Origin of the sequence: Rhizobium azibense (genome assembly GCF_004342325.1) — a bacterium.
In the GTDB taxonomy this organism is placed as follows: domain Bacteria; phylum Pseudomonadota; class Alphaproteobacteria; order Rhizobiales; family Rhizobiaceae; genus Rhizobium; species Rhizobium etli_B.
On sequence record NZ_SMBJ01000004.1, the window covers coordinates 409,600 to 432,940 of the forward strand.

Below are 23,341 nucleotides of genomic sequence, written 5' to 3' on the forward strand. Positions count from 1 at the left end.
TGCAGGCTCCAAATACGAAAAGGGCGTATGGCGGATAATCTGGCCGCCATACGCCCATCTCAGTCGCGGATCACTTCGGGCAAGAGTTGTCCGTCGTGTAATCGTGAACCTTGATGGTTCCTGCGATGATGTCAGCCTTTGCCTTGTCGACGGCGGCCTGCATTTCCGGCGTGATCAGCGGCTTGTTGTTGTCGTCGATCGCAGCGCCGACGCCGTCTTCCTTGACGCCGAGAGCCTGCACGCCGCCTGTGAACTTGTCATTCTTGGTATCGGTGTAAGCATTGTAGACGGCAAGATCGACGCGCTTGACCATCGAGGTCAGCACGGAGCCCGGATGCAGATGGTTCTGGTTGGAATCGACGCCGATCGAAAACTTCTTGTTGTCGGCAGCCGTCTGCAAAACGCCAAGGCCGGTCGCGCCTGCAGCGGCGTAAATGACGTCGGCGCCCTGGTCGATCTGGTTTTTGGCGAGCTCGCCCCCACGAACCGGGTCGTTCCAGGCAGCACCGGTTGTGCCGGTCATGTTCTGAAAGACTTCGATGTCCGCCTTGACGGAGCGGGCGCCCTGCTCATAGCCGCATTCGAACTTGCGGATCAAAGGAATATCCATGCCGCCGACGAAACCGACCTTACCGCTCTTGGAAGCCATGCCGGCGAGTACGCCGACGAGGAAAGAGCCTTCTTCTTCCTTATAGACGACCGAGCGGACATTCGGCTTGTCGACGACCGAATCAACGATGATGAACTTGGTGTCCGGGAATTCGGCGGCGACCTTTTCGATTGCCGAGGTCCATGCGAAGGACACGGCTACCACCGGGTTGAAGCCGCGGCTTGCGAAGTTGCGGATCGCCTGCTCACCCTGTGTGTCGCCGGTCGGCTCGAAGTCGCGATAGGCTATGCCGGTTTCGGCCTTGAACTTCTCAGCTCCATTATAGGCTGCTTCGTTGAAGGACTTGTCGAACTTTCCGCCAGTGCCGTAAACCAGAGCCGGCTTGACGTCGGCAGCGAGCGCCGTCGTGGACATCGCGGCCACGGCCAGGAAAGAAAGAAGGGTTTTTTTCATAGTGCAGCCCTATTGTTGCTATTTGTCTGGGTCCTCCCGCAAGCCCTTGCCAGGCATGTCTGCGGAACCACCAGGCCTCCCCCCGGAGGCCTGGCTGCGCGCATCCTTGCATGGCTCACGGAAAAATTCACGAGAAATTTTTCGGCTGGTAAAAATTCGACGTAGATGCTGAAAAACAGTCCAAACGGGCTGATTTTTGCGCAAAATCAGCGGTTGGAATGCGATTTTACGAACCAATCGGGCGCCTCGCTCCGGTTCCTCAAAGACCGCAATGACCCTCCGGATCCTTCGCCAGATGCGGCCGGTGATAATCTCGGCATGGTAGTATTTTCGCGCCCCAGCGATCCCCGGGGTGATCTTCGACGTGCGGCCGGCAGATCTGGCCTCCGTCTGGAACGTGTGGCCAAGCGCTCTGGCATGGCAAGCTTTGCGTCGTCGGCGTGGATGCGGGCTCAAAGCCGTTACGAAGGGATCGCGGTTTGTTAGGCGGTAAAGCGGCCCGCCACCGGCGGCTTCTTGTAGCCGATCATCCAAAGCAGCAGCGCGATCACCAGAAAGACGGCAAAAGCGGGCTGGAGCATCAGCCATTGGAATACGAAGGCGTAGAAGCGCGGGTGCACATAGTAAGAAACAGACGACTGGAGTGCCGAAAGCGACGAAGGGCTCAAATCCTGCCAAGCATCGCCCATCGGAGTCATCACGACTGCCGACGCCGCAACGGATTGAATTGAATCGATCGTTCCTGCAATCACGGCTACCGCAAGCGCGACAAGGCTAGCCAAACGCAACAAGAAACGCATCAATACCTCCGACGCCCCGCCGCCGGATTTTTCCAGTCAGCCGCGCCATTCTCCACCCTAGCCAATAAATAATTATCTCACGCTCAAAGCACAATGGACAGCGCGGGCGGAGTTTTATCGCAAGAAGTCAAAAAACTGTTAGATTTAGGTTGATCAGCAAAAATTCATCGGTATATATCGCGCCGTTCCGACGATTTGCTCCTCTCCGGGTGCGAAACGCAAATGGACAGGTGGCCGAGTGGTTGAAGGCGCACGCCTGGAACGCGTGTGTACGTGAAAGCGTACCGAGGGTTCGAATCCCTCTCTGTCCGCCACTTCAGTCTAAAGTGGGCGCTGAGTTCGATTTGTAACTGTCCGGTCGGTCTCAAGGTCTCGGGTAACAAAGCTGGGCGCATATCGGCCCTTTATGTGCTGCGTGACCAGCTTCGCGGAAGTCATACCTGTCGTTCATCGAAAGATTACCTGACACCGGCGTGGCCTCTGCGTGCGTCAAGACTTCCACCGCGTAAGAGCGCCTTACTGCGAATTCTCTTCCTCCCAGCCGAAGACGCTTCTGCCGCCCCAGTCGGGTGAGTTTCGAAATTCACCGGCGACGATCTCCTTGAGGTCGGGGCCAGTGGCATATCGCTCGAGCTGGCGGGACTGGTCGTCGAGACGCTTCAGCGCCTGCAGTTCCTCCTCGCGGCCGAGCCTGCCCTTTTGCACGGCAGACTTCATCACCTTGATCGTCTCATCATAGACCTTCAGCGGGACGGGAAAGGGATGCCGGTCCTTGCCGCCATGGGCAAGCGAGAAACGCGCGGGATCGGAAAAGCGGCAGGGCGCACCATGAACCACTTCGGCCACCATCGCCAGCGCCTGTACCGTTCGGGCTCCGACGCCGGGCACGAGCAGAAGCTGCTCGAAATCTGCCGGTCCGCGGTCGGCGGCGGCTGCAAGACTGCCGTGCAGACGCTTCATGTTGACGTCCTTTTCGCGCACGTCGTGATGGGCGGGCATGATGAGATGCGGCAGAAGCGGCTGGTCGGGCTGTGGCGCGGGCTTTGCGGTATCGAGCGCCAGAGCTGCCGCTTCGCGCAAGATACGATCCGGACCGAGCGTTGCTAGGAGATCAAGCTGCCCCGAGCGCGAACGCTCCGCACGCCTGTCGGCCAGATTGATGATATTGCCCTGGCTGCGGCCCTCGATTGCCGTGTGCGGCGAATTGACGAAGCTCTCCAGGCCTTCCGAGAGCCAGTGATAACGCCGGGCCTGCCGCTTGTCGCCATTCATGCCTTGCTGCACCACGACCCATTTGCCGTCATCCGTGACAATGAAGCCATGGAGATAGAGAGCAAAACCATCCTGAACCGCGGCGCTATCGACTTTCGCCACAAGCCTGCTCACAGTCGCCAGCGCCCTGCCATCCAAACCAACACGGTTACCGATCGCAACGAGTTCGTCCGGCGTCTTGCGGGAATGCGAACCGCGGCCACCGCAGACATGCAGGCCAAGTTCGCCTGAAAGCGGAGTGAGCCCGCGCTTGAGGGCACCGAGCACGCTGGTGGTTATTCCGGACGAATGCCAATCCATGCCCATCACGGCACCGAAAGACTGGAACCAGAAGGGATGCGCGAGGCGCCGGAGCAGTTCATCCCGGCCATAATGGTGCACGACTGCTTCGGTGACCACGGCTCCGAGCTTCGTCATCCGCTCGCCAAGCCACCTCGGAACTCTGCCGCCATGCAATGGAAGATCAGCGCTGCCTGCTCGTTGGGCCATGCTGCGACTATAACGCGGCCGACGGCGTGAAGGAATGTTTTCCTTGCATGCGCTTCGCAAATAAAAAACGCCGGTTGCTAGGCAACCGGCGCCCTTGGGAGGAAAGCCTGAGGCTTAGGCAGCAGCCGAAGCGAAGCTAGAGGTCGGGACTTCCGATATCGTCTTCAGGACCTGCGAAGCGATCTGGTAAGGGCAACCCTGCGAGTTCGGGCGGCGATCTTCCAGATAGCCCTTGTAGTCGTTCTTGACGAAGGAGTGCGGAACCCGGATCGACGCGCCGCGGTCGGCAACGCCGTAGCTGAACTTGTTCCACGGGGCCGTTTCGTGCTTGCCGGTCAGACGCAAGTGATTGTCCGGGCCGTAGACGTCGATGTGAGCCTGCAGGTTCTTGTCAAACTGCGCCATGAGCGCTTCGAAGTAGGCCTTACCACCGACTTCGCGCATAAACTTGGTCGAGAAGTTGCAGTGCATGCCCGAGCCGTTCCAGTCGGTATCGCCGAGCGGCTTGCAATGGAACTCGATGTCGATGCCGTACTTTTCGCAAAGGCGGAGAAGCAGGTAGCGAGCCATCCAGATCTGGTCGGCGGCGCGCTTGGAGCCCTTGCCGAAAATCTGGAATTCCCACTGGCCCTTGGCCACTTCGGCATTGATGCCTTCGTGGTTGATGCCAGCAGCCAAGCAGAGGTCGAGATGCTCTTCGACGATTTCACGAGCAACGCTGCCGACGTTCTTGTAGCCGACACCGGTGTAGTACGGACCCTGCGGAGCCGGATAACCCTGCTCCGGGAAGCCGAGCGGACGGCCGTTTTCGTAGAAGAAGTATTCTTGCTCAAAGCCGAACCAGGCGTCTTCATCGTCAAGGATGGTTGCGCGGCTGTTCGACGGATGCGGGGTGACGCCATCGGGCATCATGACTTCGCACATGACGAGCGCACCGTTGGTACGGGCCGGGTCCGGATAGACGGCAACGGGCTTCAGTACGCAATCGGAGCTGCGGCCTTCGGCCTGCATCGTGGAGGAGCCATCGAAGCCCCACAGCGGAAGCTGCTCAAGAGCAGGAAACGCGTCAAATTCCTTGATCTGCGTTTTGCCGCGCAGGTTCGGCGTCGGTGTGTAACCGTCGAGCCAGATGTACTCGAGCTTATACTTTGTCATTGGCCAGTCTCTCAAACGTAAGGGTGTGAGCAAATTCCGAAGCGACCGCTAAGCGCGTGCTTGATCACCACCGGATGCCAGGTACCAAGCACGTGGCGTGCCAGTTTCGAGCAGACAGACGACTGCAACGAGACGCGCGGCGGGAATCAAACATCAGACGATCGCCAACTTTCAACGAAAGCGAGGGTTTAGAGCCACGGAACTCATCGGCGCACCGCACGTTTTTTTGATCTATACTCAACGCCTCAAAAAGATGCAGGCAATCCGAGGCATTTTCGACGTTTTATCAAGTGCTTATGAATCCCCCAGCTATTGGCGTTTTTTTAGGCGATTTGCGCAAATGATGTGCACTCTGTTACTATGAATACCCGGGCAACCGGTATGCGAAGAGAATGGAAGGCAAGTCGATGCCAGCAAATGTTCATCGCGAAACCGCGAAGATCTATCAGTTCCCAGTGAAGTTCCGCAGGCCGGACGAACGCCTTGGCGCCCGCAAGCCGCTCGACATCGATCCCGATGTCTGCGACGCCGCCTTCGATACCTGGTACCACGAAGACGCCATTCGCGAAGCTGAAGAGAAGCGAAAACCGCAAGCATGAATATCTGACCGACGCGGCGGGGGAACAAGCGGCTGCGCGGTCAGTTTGCCTTGCATGGCAAGGAACGGCACTATCCGTATCGGCATATCCGGCTGGACCTATGCGCCTTGGCGCGGGGTGTTTTATCCTGAGGGCCTGCCACAGAAGTGCGAATTGAATTTTGCCGCTCGCAATTTTGCCTCCATCGAAATCAACGGCACATTTTACGGGTTGCAAAAGCCTGCCGCCTTCGCGCGCTGGCGCGAGGCGACACCGGACGGCTTTGTCTTTTCCGTGAAAGGTTCACGCTACATCACGCATTTGAAGCGGCTTCGCGATGTCGAGACGCCGCTTGCCAATTTCATGGCGTCCGGCCTCCTGCGGCTTGGGCCAAAGCTCGGCCCCATTCTTTGGCAGTTTCCGCCGACCATGAAATTCGACGGAGAAGTTTTCGCACGATTTCTTGCAATGCTGCCGAAGGACACGGATGACGCGGCAAAGCTTGCAAGGCGACACGATGACCGGCTGAACGGCCGCGACTGGTTGGAAAGCGATGTGCAGCAGCCGCTTCGCCACGCGCTGGAAATTCGCCACGACAGTTTCTGCTCCAAGCAGTTCATCGAACTGCTGCGCGAACATCAGGTGGGGCTCGTCTGCGCCGATACCGTCCAGTGGCCGCTTCTGATGGATGTCACTGCCGACTTCGTCTATTGCCGCCTTCATGGATCCGAGGAGCTTTATGTCAGCGGATACGACGACGCGTCGCTCGATGTCTGGGCCAAACGGATCGCGGCATGGGCGCGCGGACACGAGCCGGAAGATGCCAATCGCGTATTGCCGCCGCTTAAGACGTCAGCCAAAGGCCGTGACGTCTTCGTCTATTTCGACAACGACGTGAAGGTGCGCGCACCAGCAGATGCACGCTCGCTTGCCGAGAGGCTTGGCGTTGCCTCGCCATTCGAGGAAACTGCCATGTCGGCCAAACCGCGGAGAAGAAGTCGGCGGAAGGAAAAGGAACAGGCAAGGCCGCACTGGCCCTCCCCATAACCTTTATCAAACGAAAACCGTTTGCTCAGTGCGGTCTTCCGCGCCGAAGAATTTGAGGTAACGCTCGACCTCTGCCGGATCTCCAGTTGCCTTTTGAGGATTGTCGGAGAGCTTGACCGCCGGGCGGCCGTTTGCCTCGCTGACCTTGCAGACGATCGAGATCGGGTTGAGCCCGGAAATTTCGGTCGGCGCGCAGCCCGCAAAATCATTGGTCAGATTGGTGCCCCAGCCGAAGCTCATGCGAACACGGCCCTCGAAATGCCTGTAGGTATCGATGATTGCGTCGACATCGAGTCCATCCGAGAAAATCAGCAGCTTCTGGCGTGGATCGCGACCCATCTTCTTCCACCAATCGATGATCTTCTCGCCACCCTCGATCGGCGGCGCACTGTCCGGCCGGAAGCCGGTCCAATCAGCGACCCACTCGGGCGCGTCGCGCAAGAACGCAGCGGTGCCGAAGGCATCCGGCAGCACGATCAGCAGGTTGCCGCCGTAGAGTCTGTTCCAGTCCCGCAGGATCTTGTAGGGCGCGTTGCGCAACTCCTCGTCGGTGTCGGCAAGTGCGGCGGCCACCATCGGCAGCTCGTGGGCGTTTGTTCCTACGGCTTCCAGATCGGAATCCATAGCAAGCAATACATTGCTCGTGCCGGTGAAAGCGGGACCGATACCTTCCTTGAGCGCCTCAACGCACCACCGTTGCCACAGGAAGCTGTGGCGGCGGCGTGTGCCGAAATCGGAGATCCGCAGGCCGGGCAATTCGCGCAGCCGCTCTACCTTTGCCCACATCTTGGCTTTGGCGCGTGCATAAAGCACATCCAGCGTGAAAGGTCCGAGCGCCCTCATCGCCGAGCGCGAGCGCATCTCGTTGATAATCGCCAGCGCCGGGATTTCCCACATCGTCGTCTCCTTCCACGAGCCATGGAAGTCGAGCACGTACTGGCCGTCCTTCTTTGACAGCTCGTATTCCGGCAGTTGGAAATGAGAAAGCCAGGCGAGAAACTCCGGTTCGAAAATCTGCGCGCGGCCATAGAAACTGTTACCGGCGAGCCAGATCATCTCCTTCTTTGAGAGCCTCAACGTACGGGCATGATCGAGTTGATCGCGCAGTTCCCCCTCGTCGATCTCCTCGGCCAGGCGCACACGCTTGGTGCGGTTGATGAGCGTGAAAGTGGTGCTGACATCCGGATAAAGCTTCCAGATCATTTGCAGCATCAGTAGCTTGTAGAAGTCCGTATCAATCAGGCTACGGACGATGGGATCAAGCTTCCAGGCGTGATTGTAAACGCGCCTTGCAATGTCTGTCTTGGCCATGCTCCATCCCGTCCCAATCCGGTCGGGTGCCGCAAAAGGCCAGCACACGACGACCGGCTCGTGCGCCTTCTTATCGAAAAATCAGCGGGTAATGTCCAGCGCAAATAAATGCCCTGCCGCAGCACGGCGGCAGGGCCTCTTTCGACGACCGCCTTTTACCCGAGCCTATTGCGCCGGCTGAGGTGGCGCTGGTGTGCTGGGCGCGGCGGGATCAGCGTTCGGTGCCGGTGGCTGCGTGTTCGGCGTCACGGTGGGAACCGCACTGCCATTTTGCAGGGTTGGCGGCGCAGCCGGTGCCGGTGACTGGGACTGCATTTCCTGACCTGGCTGCTGTGGCGCAACTTCATCAGCTTCGCGGTTGCCCCAGATTTCGACCGGGATCCAAACGACGAATGCAAGAATGAGCGCAACGACCAGGACCATCAGGATGCGGGCACCAGTGCGGCCCTGCTTTGCCTCTGCCGCGGAAATCTGCTCTTCGGCATGCCGCTTTCCATCCGCATTTTCCCAGCGCTTTTCCATCTGATGAGCCATCTTCGTCTCCCTTACGATGTCTCGTGGGCCGCATGCCGGCCCGCCTCAGAACTGTCGTTAGGGGCAACGGATATGCGGCGGCATGGTTCCACGCCGCCTCAGTAGCCTGCCGTCCGGTCCACCACGAACTCCAGCGGCTCACCGCGCTCGTAGCGGGCAATCTGCGCCTCGACATGGCGGAAGAGCGCATTCTCTTCGGAGATTGCGGCATCATGCGGGGTGATGAAAACGCACTCAAAACCCCATAGCGGGTCGTCCGCCGGGAGCGGCTCGACCTCAAAGACATCGAGCGATGCGCCGCCGAGCACGCCGCTTTCAATCGCCGCAACGATGTCGCGTTGCACCTGACTTTTGCCGCGGCCGGCATTGATGAAGACCGGCTTTGCGAGTGCACCGTCCCGACGGAGCTTTGCAAACAGCCGCGCATCATAAAGGCCCGACGTTTGCGGCGTCAGCGGCAGCAGGCCGACGAGGAAATCGGTCTTCGACAGAAAGGTATCGAGTTCGCTTGCGTCGAAGGTTTCGATCCCATCAAGCCGCTTGCGGCTTCGCGACCAGCCAATGACATTGAAGCCCATGGCCTTCAGCTTGCGCACGGCATCCTGCCCCAATACCCCAAGTCCCATAACGCCAACGGTGATGTCGGCAGCTTCCGGCGGCGCCATCTGGCTCCAGATCCGATCGCGCTGATGCCGGTCATGTGCGCGCTGCTGGCGCAGGTGCATCAGGCACTGCAGCACCACCCATTCGCTCATTCGCACCGTCAGGCTTTTGTCGACGAAGCGAACGACCGGCACATCCGGCAATCCCGGAAGGTTCATGAAGCTATCGACACCGGCACCACCCGAGAAGATCACCTTCAAGTTCGGTGCGCGTTCGAATAGGTCGGCATCCGGCTTCCACAGCAAGGCGTAGTCGATCGCGCTCAAATCGCGGTTCCTGGCCGCAGGATCGGCAAGATTGATGCTGCCGCGATCAGGAAACGCTGTTTTCAAAATACGGGCGATGCCTTCAGGGTTGAACTTCAAATCAACGAGAACAGGAGGTCTTGCGGGCATAATCTCTTCTACTGCTTTACGGCAGGCGCCGGCACTGCCTCGATATTGAAAGCGGCCGCCATCAGCGCCTTGGTGTAGTCGTCTTTCGGCGTCCGGAAAATTTCTGCCGACGGCCCCTGCTCTACCACCTTGCCGAAACGCATGACGATGACGTCGTTGGCGAGCGCCTTGACGACCTTCAGGTCGTGGCTGATGAAGAGGTAGGCCAGATCGTGCTTCTTCTGCAGGTCGCGCAAAAGGTCGACAACCTGTGCCTGGACGCTCATGTCGAGGGCCGATGTCGGCTCGTCGAGCATGACGAAGCGCGGCTTCAGCACCATGGCGCGGGCAATCGCGATACGCTGACGCTGACCGCCGGAGAATTCGTGCGGATAGCGCCAGCGGGTCAGCGGGTCGAGGCCAACTTCCTCCAGCGCCCAGCAGACGCGCTGGTCCCGCTCTTCATGCGACTGCGAGCGCTCATGCACTTTCAGCCCTTCCGCGATGATATCGCCGACCGACATGCGGGGGCTGAGCGAGCCGTAGGGATCCTGGAAAACGACCTGGAGCTGGTTGCGTAGCGGCCGCATTTCGGTGAACGAATAGTCTGCTATATCCTTGCCGACGAAGCTGATGCGCCCCTTGGAGGAAATCAGTCTTGTGAGCGCAAGTCCGAGCGTCGTCTTGCCAGAGCCCGATTCGCCGACAACTCCGAGTGTCTGGCCGGCGCGCAGCGAAAGATCGATGCCGTCGACGGCCTTTACATGGTCGACGACCCTGCGCATCAATCCCGCCTTGATCGGGAACCAGACCCGGATATCCGAGCCCTCCATCACCAACGGCTTGGACGGATCGGCAACAGGTGGCTCACCGCGCGGCTCGGCGGCGAGCAGATGGCGCGTGTAGTCATGCTTGGGATTGCTGAAGACCTCTTCGACCGTACCCGTCTCGACAATCCTGCCTTTGGTCATGACACAGACGCGATCGGCGAATTTGCGGACGATGCCGAGATCATGGGTAATGAAGAGCAGCGACATGCCGTGCGCGGATTTCAGCTTGCGCAGCAGATCCAAAATCTGTGCCTGGACCGTGACATCGAGCGCCGTCGTCGGCTCGTCGGCGATCAAGAGTTCGGGCCGGTTGGCGAGCGCCATCGCGATCATGACGCGCTGGCGCTGGCCGCCGGAGAGCTCGTGCGGATAAGCTTTCAGCCGCTTTTCGGGCTCGCGGATGCCGACCTGGTTCAAGAGTTCCAGCACCCGCGTGCGGGCCGCCTGTCCCGTGACGCCCTGGTGCAGATCGAGGATTTCGGCGATCTGCTTTTCGATCGTGTGAAGCGGATTGAGCGAGGTCATCGGCTCCTGGAAGATCATCGTGATATCGTTGCCGCGCACCTCGCGCAGCGCCCTCTCCGATGCCTTGAGCAGATCCTTGCCCTTGAAGAAGATTTCGCCAGTCGGATGGCTTGCTGCAGGATAAGGCAAAAGCCGCAGGATGGAATTTGCGGAGACGGATTTGCCCGATCCCGATTCGCCGACCAGCGCCACGACCTCGCCCTTGTTGACGTCGAAGGAGATGCGGTCGACAGCCAGCGATGTTTCGCCGCTTTGATGGAAGGCGACGGAAAGATCGCGGACGGAGAGAAGGGGTTCATGCATCTGGCTCATGCGAAGGTCTTTCTCGGGTCGAACGCGTCGCGCACGGCCTCGCCGATGAAGATCAGTAGGGAAAGCATGATCGACATTGTGAAGAAGGCCGCCAACCCCAGCCATGGCGCCTGAAGATTGGCCTTGCCCTGCGCGATCATTTCGCCGAGCGACGGCGAACCGGGCGGCATGCCGAAACCCAGGAAGTCGAGCGAGGTGAGCGTCGTGATCGAGCCTGACAGGATGAAGGGCAGGAACGTCAGGGTTGCCACCATGGCGTTCGGCAGCATGTGGCGCCACATGATCGTCCGGTTGTTGACACCGAGCGCGCGGGCGGCGCGGACATATTCGAAGTTGCGGGCGCGCAGGAACTCCGCGCGCACGACACCGACGAACCCCACCCAGGAGAAGAGCAGCATGATGCCGAGCAGCACGAAAAAGCCCGGCGGCAGGATCGCGGCGATGATCAGCAAGATGTAGAGCACGGGCATCGAGGACCATATCTCGATGAAGCGCTGCAAGAGCAGGTCCGTCCAACCGCCGAAATAACCTTGCACGGCACCGGCCGTCACGCCGACGATTGCCGAGCAGATGGTCAATGCAAGGCCGAAGAGCACGGATATACGAAAACCGTAGATGATGCGCGCCAGCACGTCGCGCGCCTGATCGTCGGTTCCGAGCCAGTTGAGATTGCCGTAATTGCAATTGGGATCGTTGACGCCTTGCGGATAGCCTGAGCAGCGCTCCTCCTTGCTCATAAGCCAGAATGGCGGCGTCGGCGCGGAATGCGGGATGTTGGAATTCACAGACCGATAGGAATAACGGATCGGCGGCCATATCATCCAGCCATTGGCCTTGATCTCATCGGCAATCACATCCGAGCGGTAATCCGTTTCCGCCAGGAAGCCGCCGAACTTTTCCTCCGGATAATCAACCAGCACCGGAAACAGAATTTCCCCCTTGTAGGAGGCGATGACCGGCTTGTCGTTGGCGATGAATTCCGAAAACAGCGTCAGGACAAACAGCGCCATGAACAGCCAGAACGACCAGTAGCCGCGCCGGTTCGCCTTGAAATTTTGCCAGCGGCGAATGTTCGTTGGGGAAAACAGGCCCTTGCGCGGTGGCTTGACCGGCGAAACCGACGTCGGGTTGGCAGCCGCATCCATCAGACATCCCTCCGCTCGAAATCGATACGCGGATCGATCCAGGTATAGATCAGGTCAGAGATCAGGCTGACGAAAAGGCCGAGCAGCGAGAAGATGTAAAGCGTTGCAAAGACGATCGGGTAGTCGCGGTTCACGACCGAGAGATAGCCGAGGCGGCCAAGTCCGTCGAGCGAGAAGATATTCTCGATCAGCAGCGAACCGGTGAAGAAGGCGGAAATAAAGGCGCCCGGAAAACTGGCGATGACGACCAGCATGGCATTGCGGAAGACATGACCGTAGAGCACCTGCCGCTCATTCAAGCCTTTGGCGCGGGCCGTCGTGACATATTGCTTCTTGATCTCCTCGATGAAGGAATTCTTCGTCAAAAGCGTCGTTGTCGCAAAAGCGGAAAGCGAAAGTGAAATCAGCGGCAGGGTCAGGTGCCAGAAATAATCGAGCGGCTTCTGCCACCAGGCGAGCTGGTCGAAATTGTCCGAGACCAATCCGCGGAGCGGAAACCAGTTGTAGAACGAGCCGCCGGCGAAAAGCACGATCAAGAGGATGCCGAACAAGAAGCTCGGCACAGCGTAACCGACGATAATGGCGCCGGACGTCCATACGTCGAAGGTCGATCCATCCTTCACCGCCTTGCGGATGCCGAGGGGAATGGAAATGGCGTACGAGAAGATCATGATCCAGATGCCGAGCGAAACCGAAACCGGCAGCTTTTCCTTGATGAGATCCAGCACCGAGGTATTGCGAAAGAAGCTCTCGCCGAAATCGAAACGGATGTAGTTCCACATCATTTCCAAAAAGCGCGTCAGTGGCGGCTTGTCGAAGCCGAACTGCTTCTCGAGCTTGGCGATCAGTTCCGGATCGAGGCCCTGAGCACCGCGGTAACTGGAATCGCTGCTATCGAACTGCTGTGCGACATCGCCGCCACCGGAAATCCTCTGGTCGGCACTGTCGGCCTGGCCTGTCAGCTGCGCAATGACCTGCTCAACAGGGCCACCAGGCGCAAACTGAATGACGGTAAAGGAAATTGCCATGATGCCGACAAGCGTCGGTATCATCAAAAGCAGGCGTCGAAGAATGTATGCTCCCATCAGCGCCCAGCCTTCCAGGTCTCGAATTTCATCAGGGTGCGCGTTGCATCAGGAGTCTTCAATTCGCCAGCCTTCCCGCCGGGCGCACCGGCTTTTCAGGGTTTCCGAAGTGATTCGGACGGTCCATTTGGAACCCAGCCATTCCGGCAATGCAAGCCCGCTACTTTGCGTCCTTCGACCACCACACGTCCGGGAAGCCGAGGGAGTATGCCGGCAGCTCCGCCGGCCGTGTGATCGTGTTCCAATAGGCAATCCAATAGCTGTCACGATAAAAGAGCGGGATGACATAGTTGTTGGCAAGCAGAACGCGGTCCATGGCCTTGATCGCCGCCACCTGTTCGGCGCGGTTCGGCGAAAAGATGATCATGCGGACAAGCGCGTCGACTGCCGGATTGGCAATGCCGGCATAATTGCGCGAGCCCTGTTGAGCGACCGAATCCGATCCCCAATAGTCGGCCTGCTCGTTGCCCGGATTCATCGTCTCTGCCCAGACGTTCCAGATCATGTCGTAATCGAAACTGCGCACCCGATTGGTATATTGCGAGGCATCGACGGTCCTGACCCGAGCATCCACGCCGATCTTCTTGAGGTTGTTGACATAAGGCACGACCCAACGCTCCAGCATCGGGCTCGACAGCAGGATCTCGAAACTCATCGGCTGACCGGTCTTGGCATTGACCATGCGATTGCCCTTGAGGTTCCAGCCGGCCTCCTTGAAAAGCGCGATGGCCTTGCGAAGGTTGTCACGGCTCTTTTGTGGATCGCCGCCAACCGGATTGCTGTAGGGCGCAGTGAAGACCTCCGGTGGCACCTTGTCCTTCAAGCCTTGAAGAATCTCCAGTTCCCGGCCCTGCGGCAGGCCGGAAGAGGCAAGCTCGGTATTCCAGAAATAGCTGTCGATACGCTTGTAGCTGTTGAAGGCGACCGTGCGGTTCAGTTCTTCGAAATCGAACCCGTAGTTCAGCGCCTCGCGCACCTTCTCGTCCTTGAAGAGGTCACGTCGCATGTTGGGCACCAGAGCCTGCAGAATGCCGGTGGCACGGAGCGGGTTGGTGGGTGCCTCCTTCTTGACGCGGCCTTCCCTTACCGCCGGAAAATCGTATCCGGTCGCCCAGCGGCTTGCCTGCGTTTCCTGCCAGTAGTCGATATTGCCGGAGCGGAAGGCCTCGAATTCCACGTCACGATCGCCGAAATAGGTGTATGTGACCGAACGAAAGTTGTTCTGGCCGACATTCACATTGATGTCCTTCCCCCAATAATCGTCCCGCAGTTCATAGCGGATGGTTGAGCCTGCGGAAAAGGCAGCGATCTTGTAAGGTCCCGACCCCATTACCGGCTCGAGCGTCGTCTTCGAAATATCCCTGGTTTTGCCGTCCGGGCCGGTGCCCTCCCACCAATGTTTGGGGACGACAACAAGCTGGCCCAGAATATTGGGCAATTCCTTGTTGTCTTTTTCATCGAAGGTGAACTTCACATCGCGATCGCCCACTTTCTCTGCCTTGACGACATGCTTGTAATAATTGGCCTGAAGCGGACTGAGTTCTTTGGTCTTATCGAAGCTGAAGATGACGTCTTCGGGCGTCACAGGCCGGCCATCCGCCCATTTTGCCTCCACGCGAAGCCGGAACGTCGCGCTCGATACGTCGTCAGGAAAGGAAACGCCCTCCGCCAGAAGGCCATATGACGAGAGCACTTCGTCATCGGCGGATTTCAGTAAGGTTTCGAAGGACAATGCCATCCCGATCGCAGCCTCGCCCTTCGCAAGCACAGGGTTGAAGGTGTCGAAAGTGCCCGATGTCGAAAGCCTCAGGTTCCCCCCTTTCGGTGCCTCCGGATTAACGTAATCGAAATGTTTGAAGCCGGGCTGGTATTTGAGCTCGCCTATCGTCGAGGTGCCAATCCTGAAGTCCTGGTCTTGCGCCGACACTCCCATTGGCAAGGAGATCAAGGCAACCAGAGCAACGAGCATACTTCTTTTCGACCATGCGAGTGCCATTCACCAAACCCCGTACTATCTTAGCTTTCTTCGAGAATACGGGAAATACAGGCAAAAAACAGGAAAGTGTGACGTTTTCGTCCATCTCGCAGAATTTTGACCGCCTGCAGGCCCTCCCGCCTCACGCAAACATCGTCCGGACCTTTCTGCCAAAACATCGATTCACCAAAATTGCTTTTCACGGTAGGCTCGATGCAAATCACTTCGGCAGACATTCGAGATACCGCATGACAATCCGCCTTGCTGCGCCTTTCCAGACAATCGGCAGACTCGCCTTGGCGGGTATTATCGGTGCGAGTCTGATCGCGGGCGATGCGGGAGCACAGCAGAAACAGCCGAGTCCCGGCAGCGCCAAAGCACTCTTCGGTTCGGCTTCCCTGCCCGCACAGGGCCCGGCCCAATCGATCGGCTTCTATTCGAAGGGGTGCATGCTGGGCGGCATCGCGCTACCCGTGGACGGTCCGACGTGGCAGGCGATGCGCCTTTCCCGCAACCGCCGCTGGGGCAATCCGGCAATGATTGCATTGCTTGAGCAATTGTCCCGCGATGCGCAACAGAAGATCGGCTGGCCGGGCCTGCTGGTCGGCGATATTGCCCAACCTCGCGGCGGGCCCATGTTCAACGGCCACGCCTCGCACCAGATCGGCCTCGATGCCGACGTCTGGCTGACACCGATGCCTTCACGCCGGCTGACAGCACAGGAGCGCGAAGAACTTCCCTTCACCACGACGCTGCAGAAGGGGAAGTTCCTGACCATCGACCCTAGGGTCTGGACGCAATCCCATGCCAAGCTCCTGATGCTTGCGGCAAGTTATCCCCAGGTGGAGCGCATTTTCGTCAACCCCGCGATCAAGAAAAAGATGTGCGATACCTGGACGGGCGAGCGCACGAACCTCGGCAAGCTGCGTCCGATATACGGCCACGATTCGCATTTTCACATTCGTATGAAATGCCCGCCAGGCGCTGCGGCTTGCAAGCCGCAGGCGCCAATTTCCGACGGCGATGGCTGCGGCAAGTCGCTGGCCTGGTGGTTTACCAAGGAGCCGTGGGCCGCGCCGAAGCCAAATGTCCGGCCACCTAAGCCGCCGCGCGAGATGATGGTGTCCGATCTTCCGAAATCTTGCGCTGCCGTTCTGGATGCGCCGCCGGCTGCATCCATCGCGGCGGCTGATGGCGGTCCGGACGCAACCGCCCTGACAGTGGCACCAGCCGTACCAGCAGCAGCCGGTGACCTTCTTCCTGCCATCGGCCCGGTCCCCACCGACAAGCCCCTGGTGCAATGAGAGCGGAAATGCTTGTTTTTCAGATCATGGGCTTGGTATAGAAGCGGCCAAATCGATTGAATTCAAGGGTTGGAGGTTCTTTTTCATGGCCGGCGGCAAATGCCTCGCATTGATTGCGCATGACCAGAAGAAGAACGAGATGGCGGAATTTGCCCGCCGCAACAAAGACCAGCTTTCCAAATGGAAGATCGTGGCAACCGGAACAACCGGCGGCCGCGTCCTCGATGCCGTCCCCGATCTCGACGTCACCCGGCTGAAGAGCGGGCCGCTCGGCGGCGATCAGCAGATCGGCGCATTGATTTCGACTGGTGAAGTTGGCGCCCTCATCTTTTTTGTCGATCCATTGACGCCGATGCCGCATGATGTCGACGTGAAGGCATTGATGCGGCTTGCGATCGTTTACGATATTCCGATGGCGCTGAACGAAGCGACTGCCGAAAAACTCATCCCGACTCTGCACGCCTAGACACGGAAAACGGCTATGTCCATGCTCAAAACAAAGGGTGCCCACCTGCCTTTTCCAATCCTGATTGGCGATATCGGCGGAACAAATGCACGCTTCTCCATTCTCGCGGACGCCTCTGCCGAGGCCGTCAATTTCCCCAACGTTCGTACCGCCGATTTCGGAACCATCGATGAAGCGATCCTGAAGGGCGTTTTTGCAAAGACTGAGATGCGCCCGCGTGCGGCTATTCTCGCCGTTGCCGGTCCGATCAACGGCGATGAAATTCCGCTGACCAATTGTGACTGGATCGTCCGTCCTGGCACGATGATTGAAGATCTGGGGATCGAGGACGTGATTGTCATCAATGATTTCGAGGCACAGGCACTGGCGATTTCCGCCCTGGGTGAGAACGATCGCGAGCGCATTGGCGCCGCATCCGGAGAACTTGTCGCTTCCCGTGTTGTGCTCGGTCCCGGCACCGGGCTTGGCGTTGGCGGGCTGGTGCATGCGCAAGGCTCGTGGATTCCCGTTCCGGGCGAAGGCGGACATGTCGATCTCGGACCGCGCAGCAAGCGCGACCTTCAAATCTTCCCGCATGTCGAGACCATCGAAGGCCGCGTCGCAGCCGAACAGATCCTTTGCGGGCGGGGCATCGTCAATCTCTACCGCGCGATCTGCAAGGCCGACGACATTGAAATCAAATACCACGATCCAGCCGATATCACCTCTCATGCGCTTGCTGGAACCGACAAGACGGCGGGGGAGACCATCTCGCTTTTTTCAACTTACCTCGGCCGCCTCGCGGGCGATCTGGCAATGATCTTCATGGCCAAAGGCGGAGTCTATCTTTCAGGCGGCATCTCACAAAAGATCCTGCCGGCATTGAGACGGCCCGAATTCCGCGCCGCTTTCGAGGACAAAGCGCCGCACTCGCACTGGCTGAAAGCGATTCCGACTTATGTGGTGACTCACCCGCTTGCAGCTCTTGCAGGGCTTTCCTTCTATGCACGCCAGCCCGCAAGCTTCGGCGTCTCAACCGAAGGCCGCCGCTGGCGCCGATAGCCCCGCTCTAGCCAAAGGCGCGCCAACTCTTTATAGAGCCGCCGCAAGCGCGCGGCTCATGTGGCGCACGCAGTCCGAGACAGGAAGCTTATTTTTGGAATCGTCCGCGAACAAAAAGCGCACCGTCAGCAGCGATACCATCACCGGCGTCTTGAAGCGCATCATCGCCGAAAACGGCCGTGATCATATCGGGGGCTATGCTTTCGCAATCAGCTGCCTCGTTGTTGTCGCCCTTTCGACTGCGTTCACCGCGTGGATCATGAAGGTGATCATTGACGAAGCTTTCGCCAATCGCCGTGCGGACATGGTCTGGATCATTTGTCTTGCGATCTTCATCGCGTTCGTACTGCGTGGCTTTGCGAGCTACGGCCAAGCAGTGGCTTTGTCCAGGATCGGAAACAATATCGTGGCGCGCTACCAGCGGCGCCTTTATGCCCACCTGATGACGCTGTCCGTCGGCTTCTACAACGAAGCCCGTTCGGCGCATATCGCAGCGCAAGTCAGCCAGAATGTCGGCGGAATCCGCGATGTCATGAATTTGACCATCACGTCGACTGCGCGAGACCTGCTCACTTTCATCGCTCTGATCGGCGTAATGGTTTTTCAGGATCCGCTGCTGACACTCGCAGTCTTCATCCTGGCTCCACCGCTCCTCTATGGCTTGCGGTACCTTTCCAAGCGTCTGCGTCAGGTGACCAGGGAAGCCATTCATCTCAACAGCCACGTCTTGGGCGCAATGCAGGAAACGATCCAGGGAATTGCGATCGTCAAAGCCTTCACAATGGAAGCCGAACTGGTACGCAAGCTCGACAAGCTTGTCGCGGCTGCTGAAAACCGTGCAAATCGGATCGCGCGCCTCTCGGAGCGCAACGCGCCGATGACGGAGACCTTCGCCGGTTTCGCCGTCGCCAGCATCCTTGCCTATGCCGCTTACCGTTCGATCTATCATAATGTGCCGCCGGGCGCATTCTTCTCCTTCGTAACGGCATTGCTGCTCGCCTACGATCCGGCCCGCCGCCTTGCAAGGCTGCAGGTTCAGCTGGAGCGCGCCGTCGTCAATGCCCGCATGATCTACGAACTGCTCGACATGGAACCGCGTCAGCGCGATCTTCCCGATGCCAAGCCGTTGAACGTGACGAGCGCCAGCATCGAGTTCCGTGACGTGTCCTTTGCTTACAGTGCCGATCCGATCCTCAACAACGTGAGTTTCGTTGCAGAGGGCGGGAAGACGACGGCGCTTGTCGGCCCTTCCGGTGCCGGCAAGTCGACGGTCATCAATCTCATTCCGCGCTTCTTCGACCCCACGAGCGGTCAGATCTTCATCGATGGCCAGGATATCGCACATGTCGCCAAACAGTCGCTCCGCCAGCAACTCGCCTATGTGTCGCAGCAGCCGTACCTCTTCGAAGGCACGATCCGCGAAAACATCCGTTACGGGCGGCCGGAAGCCACGGACGCCGAGGTGGAAGAGGCCGCCCGGCTTGCCTACGCCCACGATTTCATCCTGGCGCAGCCCAACGGCTACGACACGCCTGTCGGAGAAAACGGCGTGACGCTTTCAGGCGGCCAGCGCCAGCGACTGTCGATCGCCCGGGCGCTCGTCCGCAAGGCGCCCATCCTGCTTCTCGACGAGGCGACGTCGGCACTCGATACGGAATCCGAGGCGGCCGTGCAGAGGGCGCTCGATGAAGCGATGACCGGCCGCACCGTGGTCGTCATCGCCCATCGTCTTTCCACCGTCATGCGTGCCGACAAGATGGTCGTGATGCAGCAGGGTCGTGTCGTCGAAGAAGGCAATCACGAGACGCTTGCGAAGCGTACCGACGGACTTTACGCTCGCCTCAACAATCTTCAGCGGCCCGCCGCCTCGGATTCTTTTTGACACGGATTATGAGCTGACATGAGCGATACTGCGATGAAGCTGGTGGTGGTGGGGGCAGCGGGTCGCATGGGACAGGCGCTGATCCGGCTTATCCATGCCATGGAGGGTGTCACGCTGCATGCGGCCGTGGCCCGGTCTGGTTCGCCATTCGTCGGCAAGGATGCAGGCGAAATTGCAGGCCTTGGACCAAACGGCGTCACCATTGGCGACGATCCTCTCGCGGCCTTTCTTCATGCCGACGGCGTCCTGGATTTTACGACGCCCGGGACAACAAACGAATTTGCTGCACTCGCCGCTCAGGCGCGTATCGTCCATGTCATCGGCACCACCGGGTGTTCGGATGCGGATAATGCCAAAATCGTGGCAGCATCGCGTCATGCGCGTATCGTGAAATCGGGCAATATGAGTCTTGGCGTGAACCTCCTCAGCGTTTTCGTGGAGCAGGCCGCACGAGCGCTCGACGCTGCCGATTGGGATATCGAAATCCTCGAAATGCACCACAAGCGCAAGGTCGATGCGCCGTCGGGCACCGCATTGCTTCTGGGAGAAGCTGCCGCCAAAGGCCGGAATATCGACCTGTCGGCGCAATCCGTCCGCGTTCGCGACGGCCATACCGGCGCGCGCCAAACGGGTACGGTCGGCTTTGCGACGCTGCGCGGCGGTTCGGTGATCGGAGAACATTCCGTCCTCTTCGCCGGAGAAGGCGAGATTGTATCGATGTCGCACAGCGCCGCTGACCGTTCGATCTTCGCTCGAGGCGCCATCAAGGCGGCGCTCTGGGCGCGCGACAAGAAGCCCGGCTTCTACTCCATGCTCGACGTGCTCGGGCTCCCTTCACATTGATCTCATTACGGAGGCATATTTCATGAGCGGCACCCTCGTCCTCGTTCGCCACGGCCAGAGCGACTGGAACCTGAAAAATCTCTTCACCGGCTGGAAGGATCCAGGTCTCACGGAACTCGGTATCGAAGAAGCCAATGCGGGTGGACAGGCGCTCGCCGACTACGGCATGAAATTCGATATCGCCTTCACGTCGGCGCTCGTGCGCGCGCAGCACACGCTTACGCTCATTCTCGACAAAATCGGCCAGCCGGACCTCGAGACGATCCGCGACCAGGCGCTTAACGAGCGCGATTACGGTGACCTCTCGGGCCTCAACAAGGACGATGCACGCGCCAAATGGGGCGAGGAGCAGGTTCATATCTGGCGGCGTTCCTACGACGTCCCCCCTCCTGGCGGCGAAAGCCTGCGCGATACGGGCGCGCGCGTCTGGCCGTACTATCTCACCGAGATTCTTCCACGCGTATTGCGCGGTGAAAAAGTGCTTGTCGCTGCCCACGGCAACTCGCTGCGTTCGCTGGTCATGGTGCTGGACCGCCTGACCAAGGAGCAGATCCTGGCACTCAACCTCGCGACCGGCGTTCCCATGGTCTACAAGCTCAATTCCGACTCCACCGTCGCTTCCAAGGAAGTGCTCGGCGACATGTCCGGGGCCCATTAAGCCTTCGAAATCTCATTCAAAAGCCGGGCTCGCTGCCCGGCTTTTTCAATTCAGTTCTCTATCGTGAACTTCACCCTGTCGGCTGCAAAGCGGCTGATCGAATATTGAACCGGCACGCCGTCAAGATCGGTATTCGTCGCCTTGGCGACGAGCAGGATGGCGCCCGGCGTCAATTCCAGCGTGGCAATGTCGTGTGAATCGGCGTGGGCGGCGGTAATCTCGGTCGTTGCACGGACGTAATCCGGCAGGCCGAGCTCGGCAAAGGCCTTGGTGATCGATTCCGTCTTGCGATAGACTTCGTCGATACCGGCAAACCGGTCTGCCGGAAACCATGTCGTTGCGCAAGATACCGGCCGCTTGTCGGCCAGACGCAATGTTTCGAGGCGAATCACCGCGGTCCCGGACCTAAGTCTCAGCCAGCGCGCAACGTCAGCATCGGCTCTCTCTTGCGCATGGTCGAGCAGCAGGCCGCGCATCTCGCGCGCCTGAGCGCCGATACCAGCGGTGAAGCGCGTGCGCCGCGTAATCGGGAAATTCAGCCTCTCCTTGCGCTCGATCAGGGTGCCGCGGCCCTGCACTGCGCGCACGATCCCTTCCTGAGCAAGGGCAGCAAGCGCGCTTCGGACCGTATGACGATTGACCCCGAATTGCAGCGCCAGGACCGTTTCCGGCGGCACCATGCCGGTCTCGTCATAAGCCCCGGAACCGATAGCGTCGCGAATACGGTCGGCGATCTGACGCCAGAGCGCCACGCCCGTTTGTCTCTGTACCTGGTTCAGTCCGGCCATTCGTTCCAGCCCTGCACTTTCGCTTGAGTGTTGTCACACGCTTGTCACGTCCTCCCCTTAAGGCTACAACTACCTTGTACGGTTGTCTATATCAATAGACATTTAAGGAACGGCAATGACATCAGCAAAGCACCAGAGTCATGTGACCCAGCCAGCCAGTGAGCGCAAGCGCGTTGCCGATCTTCTCGCGCGGGCTGAACGGAACGAACTCGTTGAAGCCTTTGAGGCAATCACGGACAAGCCAGCGGTCCAGCCGGTGCGCGGACCGGAAACCGGCCTCGTCATGGTGCGCGGCCGCATCGGCGGCGGCGGCGCCTCCTTCAATCTCGGCGAGGTCACGGTTACGCGCGCGACAATGAAGCTTGGGTCTGGCGCCGTGGGGCATGCACAGGCGCTTGGCACCGATCGCGAAAAGGCAAGGCTTGCCGCGATCTTCGACGCACTGTGGCAGGACGATGCGATGAAGGATTTCGTCGAGGAGAGGCTTCTTTTGCCAATCGCGGCCCGGATCGCCGGGGTCGATCGGCGCAAGGCGGACGAGACGGCGGCGACACGGGTCGATTTCTTCACAATGGTGCGCGGAGACGACTGATGAACATCAAGACAGAAGCCCTGACGGGCGGATTTGGCCAACCGGTCTTCCACGCCCAAAGCGTCTTCAAGGCCATGATGGACGGCATGGCGCGGCCCGGCACGATCCAGACCATCGCGCCAGAAGTCGCGCCACCTGCGCCACTTGGCATGGCCGCAGCCGCAATTGCACTGACGCTGTGCGACCATGAGACACCAGTCTGGCTATCTTCCCGACTCGCCAAATCCTCAATGGTCGATTGGCTCGCCTTTCACACCGGCGCATACGTGGTGCCGGAAAGGACTGAAGCCCGATTTGCCTTTATCGAGCACGGCGTGGCGCTTTCCTCGTTCGGACTCTTTGCCTTGGGAACCCAAGAATATCCGGATCGCTCGACGACGCTGATCGTCGAGCTTGCAGGCCTCGAAGGCGGCTCCCGGCTCGCCTTGACGGGCCCCGGCATTCAAGGCGTCAGCGAGATTGCGCCGGCCGGCCTGCCGCAGGCGTTCCTGCGTCTGTGGACGGAAAACCGCGCCCTCTTTCCGCGTGGCATCGACCTCGTCATGACGGCAGGCAGCCGTTTTCTCTGCTTGCCGCGCACCACCAAGATCATCGCAACGGAGATGTGAG

General features: G+C 59.4%; 22 protein-coding genes and 1 tRNA gene. 11 read left to right on the forward strand and 12 right to left on the reverse strand.

Annotation, left to right across the window (positions count from 1 at the left end; translation table 11 throughout):
* Nucleotides 1-70 precede the first annotated feature (70 nt).
* Both EV130_RS12475 and EV130_RS12480 read right to left on the reverse strand, forming a co-directional pair.
* Nucleotides 71-1,063 (reverse strand): BMP family lipoprotein, encoded by a 993-nt coding sequence (locus tag EV130_RS12475; RefSeq protein ID WP_074059807.1) that lies wholly within the window; start codon nt 1,061-1,063, stop codon nt 71-73.
* A gap of 482 nt (nt 1,064-1,545) precedes the next feature.
* Nucleotides 1,546-1,863, reverse strand: a complete 318-nt coding sequence (locus EV130_RS12480) for a hypothetical protein (RefSeq protein ID WP_074059805.1) — start codon at nt 1,861-1,863, stop codon at nt 1,546-1,548.
* A gap of 224 nt (nt 1,864-2,087) precedes the next feature.
* Between EV130_RS12480 and EV130_RS12485 the strand changes: the two genes are divergently transcribed.
* Nucleotides 2,088-2,177: transfer RNA gene (locus tag EV130_RS12485), tRNA-Ser, on the forward strand.
* A gap of 202 nt (nt 2,178-2,379) precedes the next feature.
* On the opposite strand, the gene EV130_RS12490 is transcribed toward EV130_RS12485, so the two are convergent.
* Complete coding sequence (locus EV130_RS12490) at nt 2,380-3,624, reverse strand: DUF763 domain-containing protein (RefSeq protein WP_074059804.1); 1,245 nt, start codon at nt 3,622-3,624, stop codon at nt 2,380-2,382.
* 114 nt (nt 3,625-3,738) lie between these two features.
* Entirely contained in the window at nt 3,739-4,779 is a 1,041-nt protein-coding gene (locus tag EV130_RS12495; RefSeq protein ID WP_074059803.1) for a glutamine synthetase beta-grasp domain-containing protein, read from the reverse strand.
* A 407-nt stretch (nt 4,780-5,186) separates the two neighbouring features.
* Between EV130_RS12495 and EV130_RS12500 the strand changes: the two genes are divergently transcribed.
* Together EV130_RS12500 and EV130_RS12505 are read left to right on the forward strand one after the other, a co-directional pair.
* Nucleotides 5,187-5,378: a DUF2735 domain-containing protein gene (locus EV130_RS12500; protein ID WP_074063004.1), complete on the forward strand. Its 192-nt coding sequence runs from the start codon at nt 5,187-5,189 to the stop codon at nt 5,376-5,378.
* 54 nt (nt 5,379-5,432) lie between these two features.
* The gene (locus EV130_RS12505; RefSeq protein ID WP_074059802.1) at nt 5,433-6,404 is read left to right on the forward strand and encodes a DUF72 domain-containing protein; all 972 of its coding nucleotides are present in this window, start codon (nt 5,433-5,435) and stop codon (nt 6,402-6,404) included.
* A 6-nt stretch (nt 6,405-6,410) separates the two neighbouring features.
* On the opposite strand, the gene pncB is transcribed toward EV130_RS12505, so the two are convergent.
* The 7 genes from pncB to EV130_RS12540 form a co-directional block, all read right to left on the reverse strand.
* On the reverse strand, nt 6,411-7,715 hold the full coding sequence (gene pncB, locus EV130_RS12510; RefSeq protein ID WP_074059801.1) for a nicotinate phosphoribosyltransferase: 1,305 nt from the start codon (nt 7,713-7,715) through the stop codon (nt 6,411-6,413).
* Nucleotides 7,716-7,880: 165 nt separating this feature from the next.
* On the reverse strand, nt 7,881-8,249 hold the full coding sequence (locus EV130_RS12515) for a flagellar basal body-associated FliL family protein (protein ID WP_074059800.1): 369 nt from the start codon (nt 8,247-8,249) through the stop codon (nt 7,881-7,883).
* Nucleotides 8,250-8,347: 98 nt separating this feature from the next.
* On the reverse strand, nt 8,348-9,307 hold the full coding sequence (locus EV130_RS12520; RefSeq protein WP_074059799.1) for a 2-hydroxyacid dehydrogenase: 960 nt from the start codon (nt 9,305-9,307) through the stop codon (nt 8,348-8,350).
* Between the two features lie 8 nt (nt 9,308-9,315).
* Nucleotides 9,316-10,953 carry an ABC transporter ATP-binding protein gene (locus EV130_RS12525; RefSeq protein ID WP_074059798.1) on the reverse strand — a complete coding sequence of 546 codons (1,638 nt, stop codon included), beginning with the start codon at nt 10,951-10,953 and terminating at the stop codon, nt 9,316-9,318.
* Nucleotides 10,950-12,098 carry an ABC transporter permease gene (locus EV130_RS12530; RefSeq protein WP_074059797.1) on the reverse strand — a complete coding sequence of 383 codons (1,149 nt, stop codon included), beginning with the start codon at nt 12,096-12,098 and terminating at the stop codon, nt 10,950-10,952. Before EV130_RS12530 ends, EV130_RS12525 begins: the two co-directional genes overlap by 4 nt.
* A complete protein-coding gene (locus EV130_RS12535; protein ID WP_074059796.1) occupies nt 12,098-13,183 on the reverse strand; it encodes a microcin C ABC transporter permease YejB in 1,086 nt (361 codons plus the stop codon). Before EV130_RS12535 ends, EV130_RS12530 begins: the two co-directional genes overlap by 1 nt.
* A gap of 160 nt (nt 13,184-13,343) precedes the next feature.
* Nucleotides 13,344-15,179, reverse strand: a complete 1,836-nt coding sequence (locus EV130_RS12540) for an extracellular solute-binding protein (protein ID WP_074059795.1) — start codon at nt 15,177-15,179, stop codon at nt 13,344-13,346.
* A gap of 227 nt (nt 15,180-15,406) precedes the next feature.
* On the opposite strand from EV130_RS12540, the gene mepA reads away from it, so the two are divergent.
* From mepA to EV130_RS12570, 6 genes are all read left to right on the forward strand, one after another.
* Nucleotides 15,407-16,462, forward strand: coding sequence for a penicillin-insensitive murein endopeptidase (gene mepA / locus EV130_RS12545; protein ID WP_074059793.1), 1,056 nt, complete (start codon nt 15,407-15,409; stop codon nt 16,460-16,462).
* Nucleotides 16,463-16,547: 85 nt separating this feature from the next.
* Nucleotides 16,548-16,928 (forward strand): methylglyoxal synthase, encoded by a 381-nt coding sequence (locus tag EV130_RS12550; protein ID WP_022713281.1) that lies wholly within the window; start codon nt 16,548-16,550, stop codon nt 16,926-16,928.
* A 15-nt stretch (nt 16,929-16,943) separates the two neighbouring features.
* Entirely contained in the window at nt 16,944-17,969 is a 1,026-nt protein-coding gene (locus tag EV130_RS12555) for a glucokinase (RefSeq protein ID WP_074059792.1), read from the forward strand.
* Nucleotides 17,970-18,027: 58 nt separating this feature from the next.
* The gene (locus EV130_RS12560; protein WP_420493361.1) at nt 18,028-19,851 is read left to right on the forward strand and encodes an ABC transporter ATP-binding protein; all 1,824 of its coding nucleotides are present in this window, start codon (nt 18,028-18,030) and stop codon (nt 19,849-19,851) included.
* Between the two features lie 18 nt (nt 19,852-19,869).
* Nucleotides 19,870-20,694 carry a 4-hydroxy-tetrahydrodipicolinate reductase gene (gene dapB, locus EV130_RS12565; RefSeq protein WP_074059790.1) on the forward strand — a complete coding sequence of 275 codons (825 nt, stop codon included), beginning with the start codon at nt 19,870-19,872 and terminating at the stop codon, nt 20,692-20,694.
* A 22-nt stretch (nt 20,695-20,716) separates the two neighbouring features.
* Nucleotides 20,717-21,352 carry a 2,3-bisphosphoglycerate-dependent phosphoglycerate mutase gene (locus tag EV130_RS12570; RefSeq protein WP_074059789.1) on the forward strand — a complete coding sequence of 212 codons (636 nt, stop codon included), beginning with the start codon at nt 20,717-20,719 and terminating at the stop codon, nt 21,350-21,352.
* 50 nt (nt 21,353-21,402) lie between these two features.
* Here the strand turns inward: EV130_RS12570 and phnF are convergent, their stop codons facing one another.
* Nucleotides 21,403-22,140 (reverse strand): phosphonate metabolism transcriptional regulator PhnF, encoded by a 738-nt coding sequence (gene phnF / locus EV130_RS12575; RefSeq protein WP_074059788.1) that lies wholly within the window; start codon nt 22,138-22,140, stop codon nt 21,403-21,405.
* Between the two features lie 115 nt (nt 22,141-22,255).
* Here phnF and phnG point away from each other — a divergent pair, with 115 nt between their 5' ends.
* Together phnG and phnH are read left to right on the forward strand one after the other, a co-directional pair.
* A complete protein-coding gene (gene phnG, locus EV130_RS12580) occupies nt 22,256-22,732 on the forward strand; it encodes a phosphonate C-P lyase system protein PhnG (protein ID WP_074059787.1) in 477 nt (158 codons plus the stop codon).
* On the forward strand, nt 22,732-23,340 hold the full coding sequence (phnH, locus tag EV130_RS12585) for a phosphonate C-P lyase system protein PhnH (RefSeq protein ID WP_074059786.1): 609 nt from the start codon (nt 22,732-22,734) through the stop codon (nt 23,338-23,340). The genes phnG and phnH overlap by 1 nt, the downstream gene beginning before the upstream one ends.
* Nucleotide 23,341 lies beyond the last annotated feature (1 nt).

Coding starts and splice junctions, on each gene's coding strand:
- phnG (WP_074059787.1), top strand. CDS start 22,256: ATGACATCAGCAAAGCACCAGAGTCATGTGACCCAGCCAGCCAGTGAG.
- EV130_RS12560 (WP_420493361.1), top strand. CDS start 18,028: ATGTGGCGCACGCAGTCCGAGACAGGAAGCTTATTTTTGGAATCGTCC.
- EV130_RS12530 (WP_074059797.1), bottom strand. CDS start 12,098: ATGGATGCGGCTGCCAACCCGACGTCGGTTTCGCCGGTCAAGCCACCG.
- phnH (WP_074059786.1), top strand. CDS start 22,732: ATGAACATCAAGACAGAAGCCCTGACGGGCGGATTTGGCCAACCGGTC.
- EV130_RS12475 (WP_074059807.1), bottom strand. CDS start 1,063: ATGAAAAAAACCCTTCTTTCTTTCCTGGCCGTGGCCGCGATGTCCACG.
- EV130_RS12555 (WP_074059792.1), top strand. CDS start 16,944: ATGTCCATGCTCAAAACAAAGGGTGCCCACCTGCCTTTTCCAATCCTG.
- EV130_RS12535 (WP_074059796.1), bottom strand. CDS start 13,183: ATGGGAGCATACATTCTTCGACGCCTGCTTTTGATGATACCGACGCTT.
- EV130_RS12550 (WP_022713281.1), top strand. CDS start 16,548: ATGGCCGGCGGCAAATGCCTCGCATTGATTGCGCATGACCAGAAGAAG.
- phnF (WP_074059788.1), bottom strand. CDS start 22,140: ATGGCCGGACTGAACCAGGTACAGAGACAAACGGGCGTGGCGCTCTGG.
- pncB (WP_074059801.1), bottom strand. CDS start 7,715: ATGGCCAAGACAGACATTGCAAGGCGCGTTTACAATCACGCCTGGAAG.
- mepA (WP_074059793.1), top strand. CDS start 15,407: ATGACAATCCGCCTTGCTGCGCCTTTCCAGACAATCGGCAGACTCGCC.
- EV130_RS12520 (WP_074059799.1), bottom strand. CDS start 9,307: ATGCCCGCAAGACCTCCTGTTCTCGTTGATTTGAAGTTCAACCCTGAA.
- EV130_RS12515 (WP_074059800.1), bottom strand. CDS start 8,249: ATGGCTCATCAGATGGAAAAGCGCTGGGAAAATGCGGATGGAAAGCGG.
- EV130_RS12505 (WP_074059802.1), top strand. CDS start 5,433: ATGGCAAGGAACGGCACTATCCGTATCGGCATATCCGGCTGGACCTAT.
- EV130_RS12570 (WP_074059789.1), top strand. CDS start 20,717: ATGAGCGGCACCCTCGTCCTCGTTCGCCACGGCCAGAGCGACTGGAAC.
- EV130_RS12490 (WP_074059804.1), bottom strand. CDS start 3,624: ATGGCCCAACGAGCAGGCAGCGCTGATCTTCCATTGCATGGCGGCAGA.
- EV130_RS12500 (WP_074063004.1), top strand. CDS start 5,187: ATGCCAGCAAATGTTCATCGCGAAACCGCGAAGATCTATCAGTTCCCA.
- EV130_RS12480 (WP_074059805.1), bottom strand. CDS start 1,863: ATGCGTTTCTTGTTGCGTTTGGCTAGCCTTGTCGCGCTTGCGGTAGCC.
- dapB (WP_074059790.1), top strand. CDS start 19,870: ATGAGCGATACTGCGATGAAGCTGGTGGTGGTGGGGGCAGCGGGTCGC.
- EV130_RS12495 (WP_074059803.1), bottom strand. CDS start 4,779: ATGACAAAGTATAAGCTCGAGTACATCTGGCTCGACGGTTACACACCG.
- EV130_RS12525 (WP_074059798.1), bottom strand. CDS start 10,953: ATGAGCCAGATGCATGAACCCCTTCTCTCCGTCCGCGATCTTTCCGTC.
- EV130_RS12540 (WP_074059795.1), bottom strand. CDS start 15,179: ATGGCACTCGCATGGTCGAAAAGAAGTATGCTCGTTGCTCTGGTTGCC.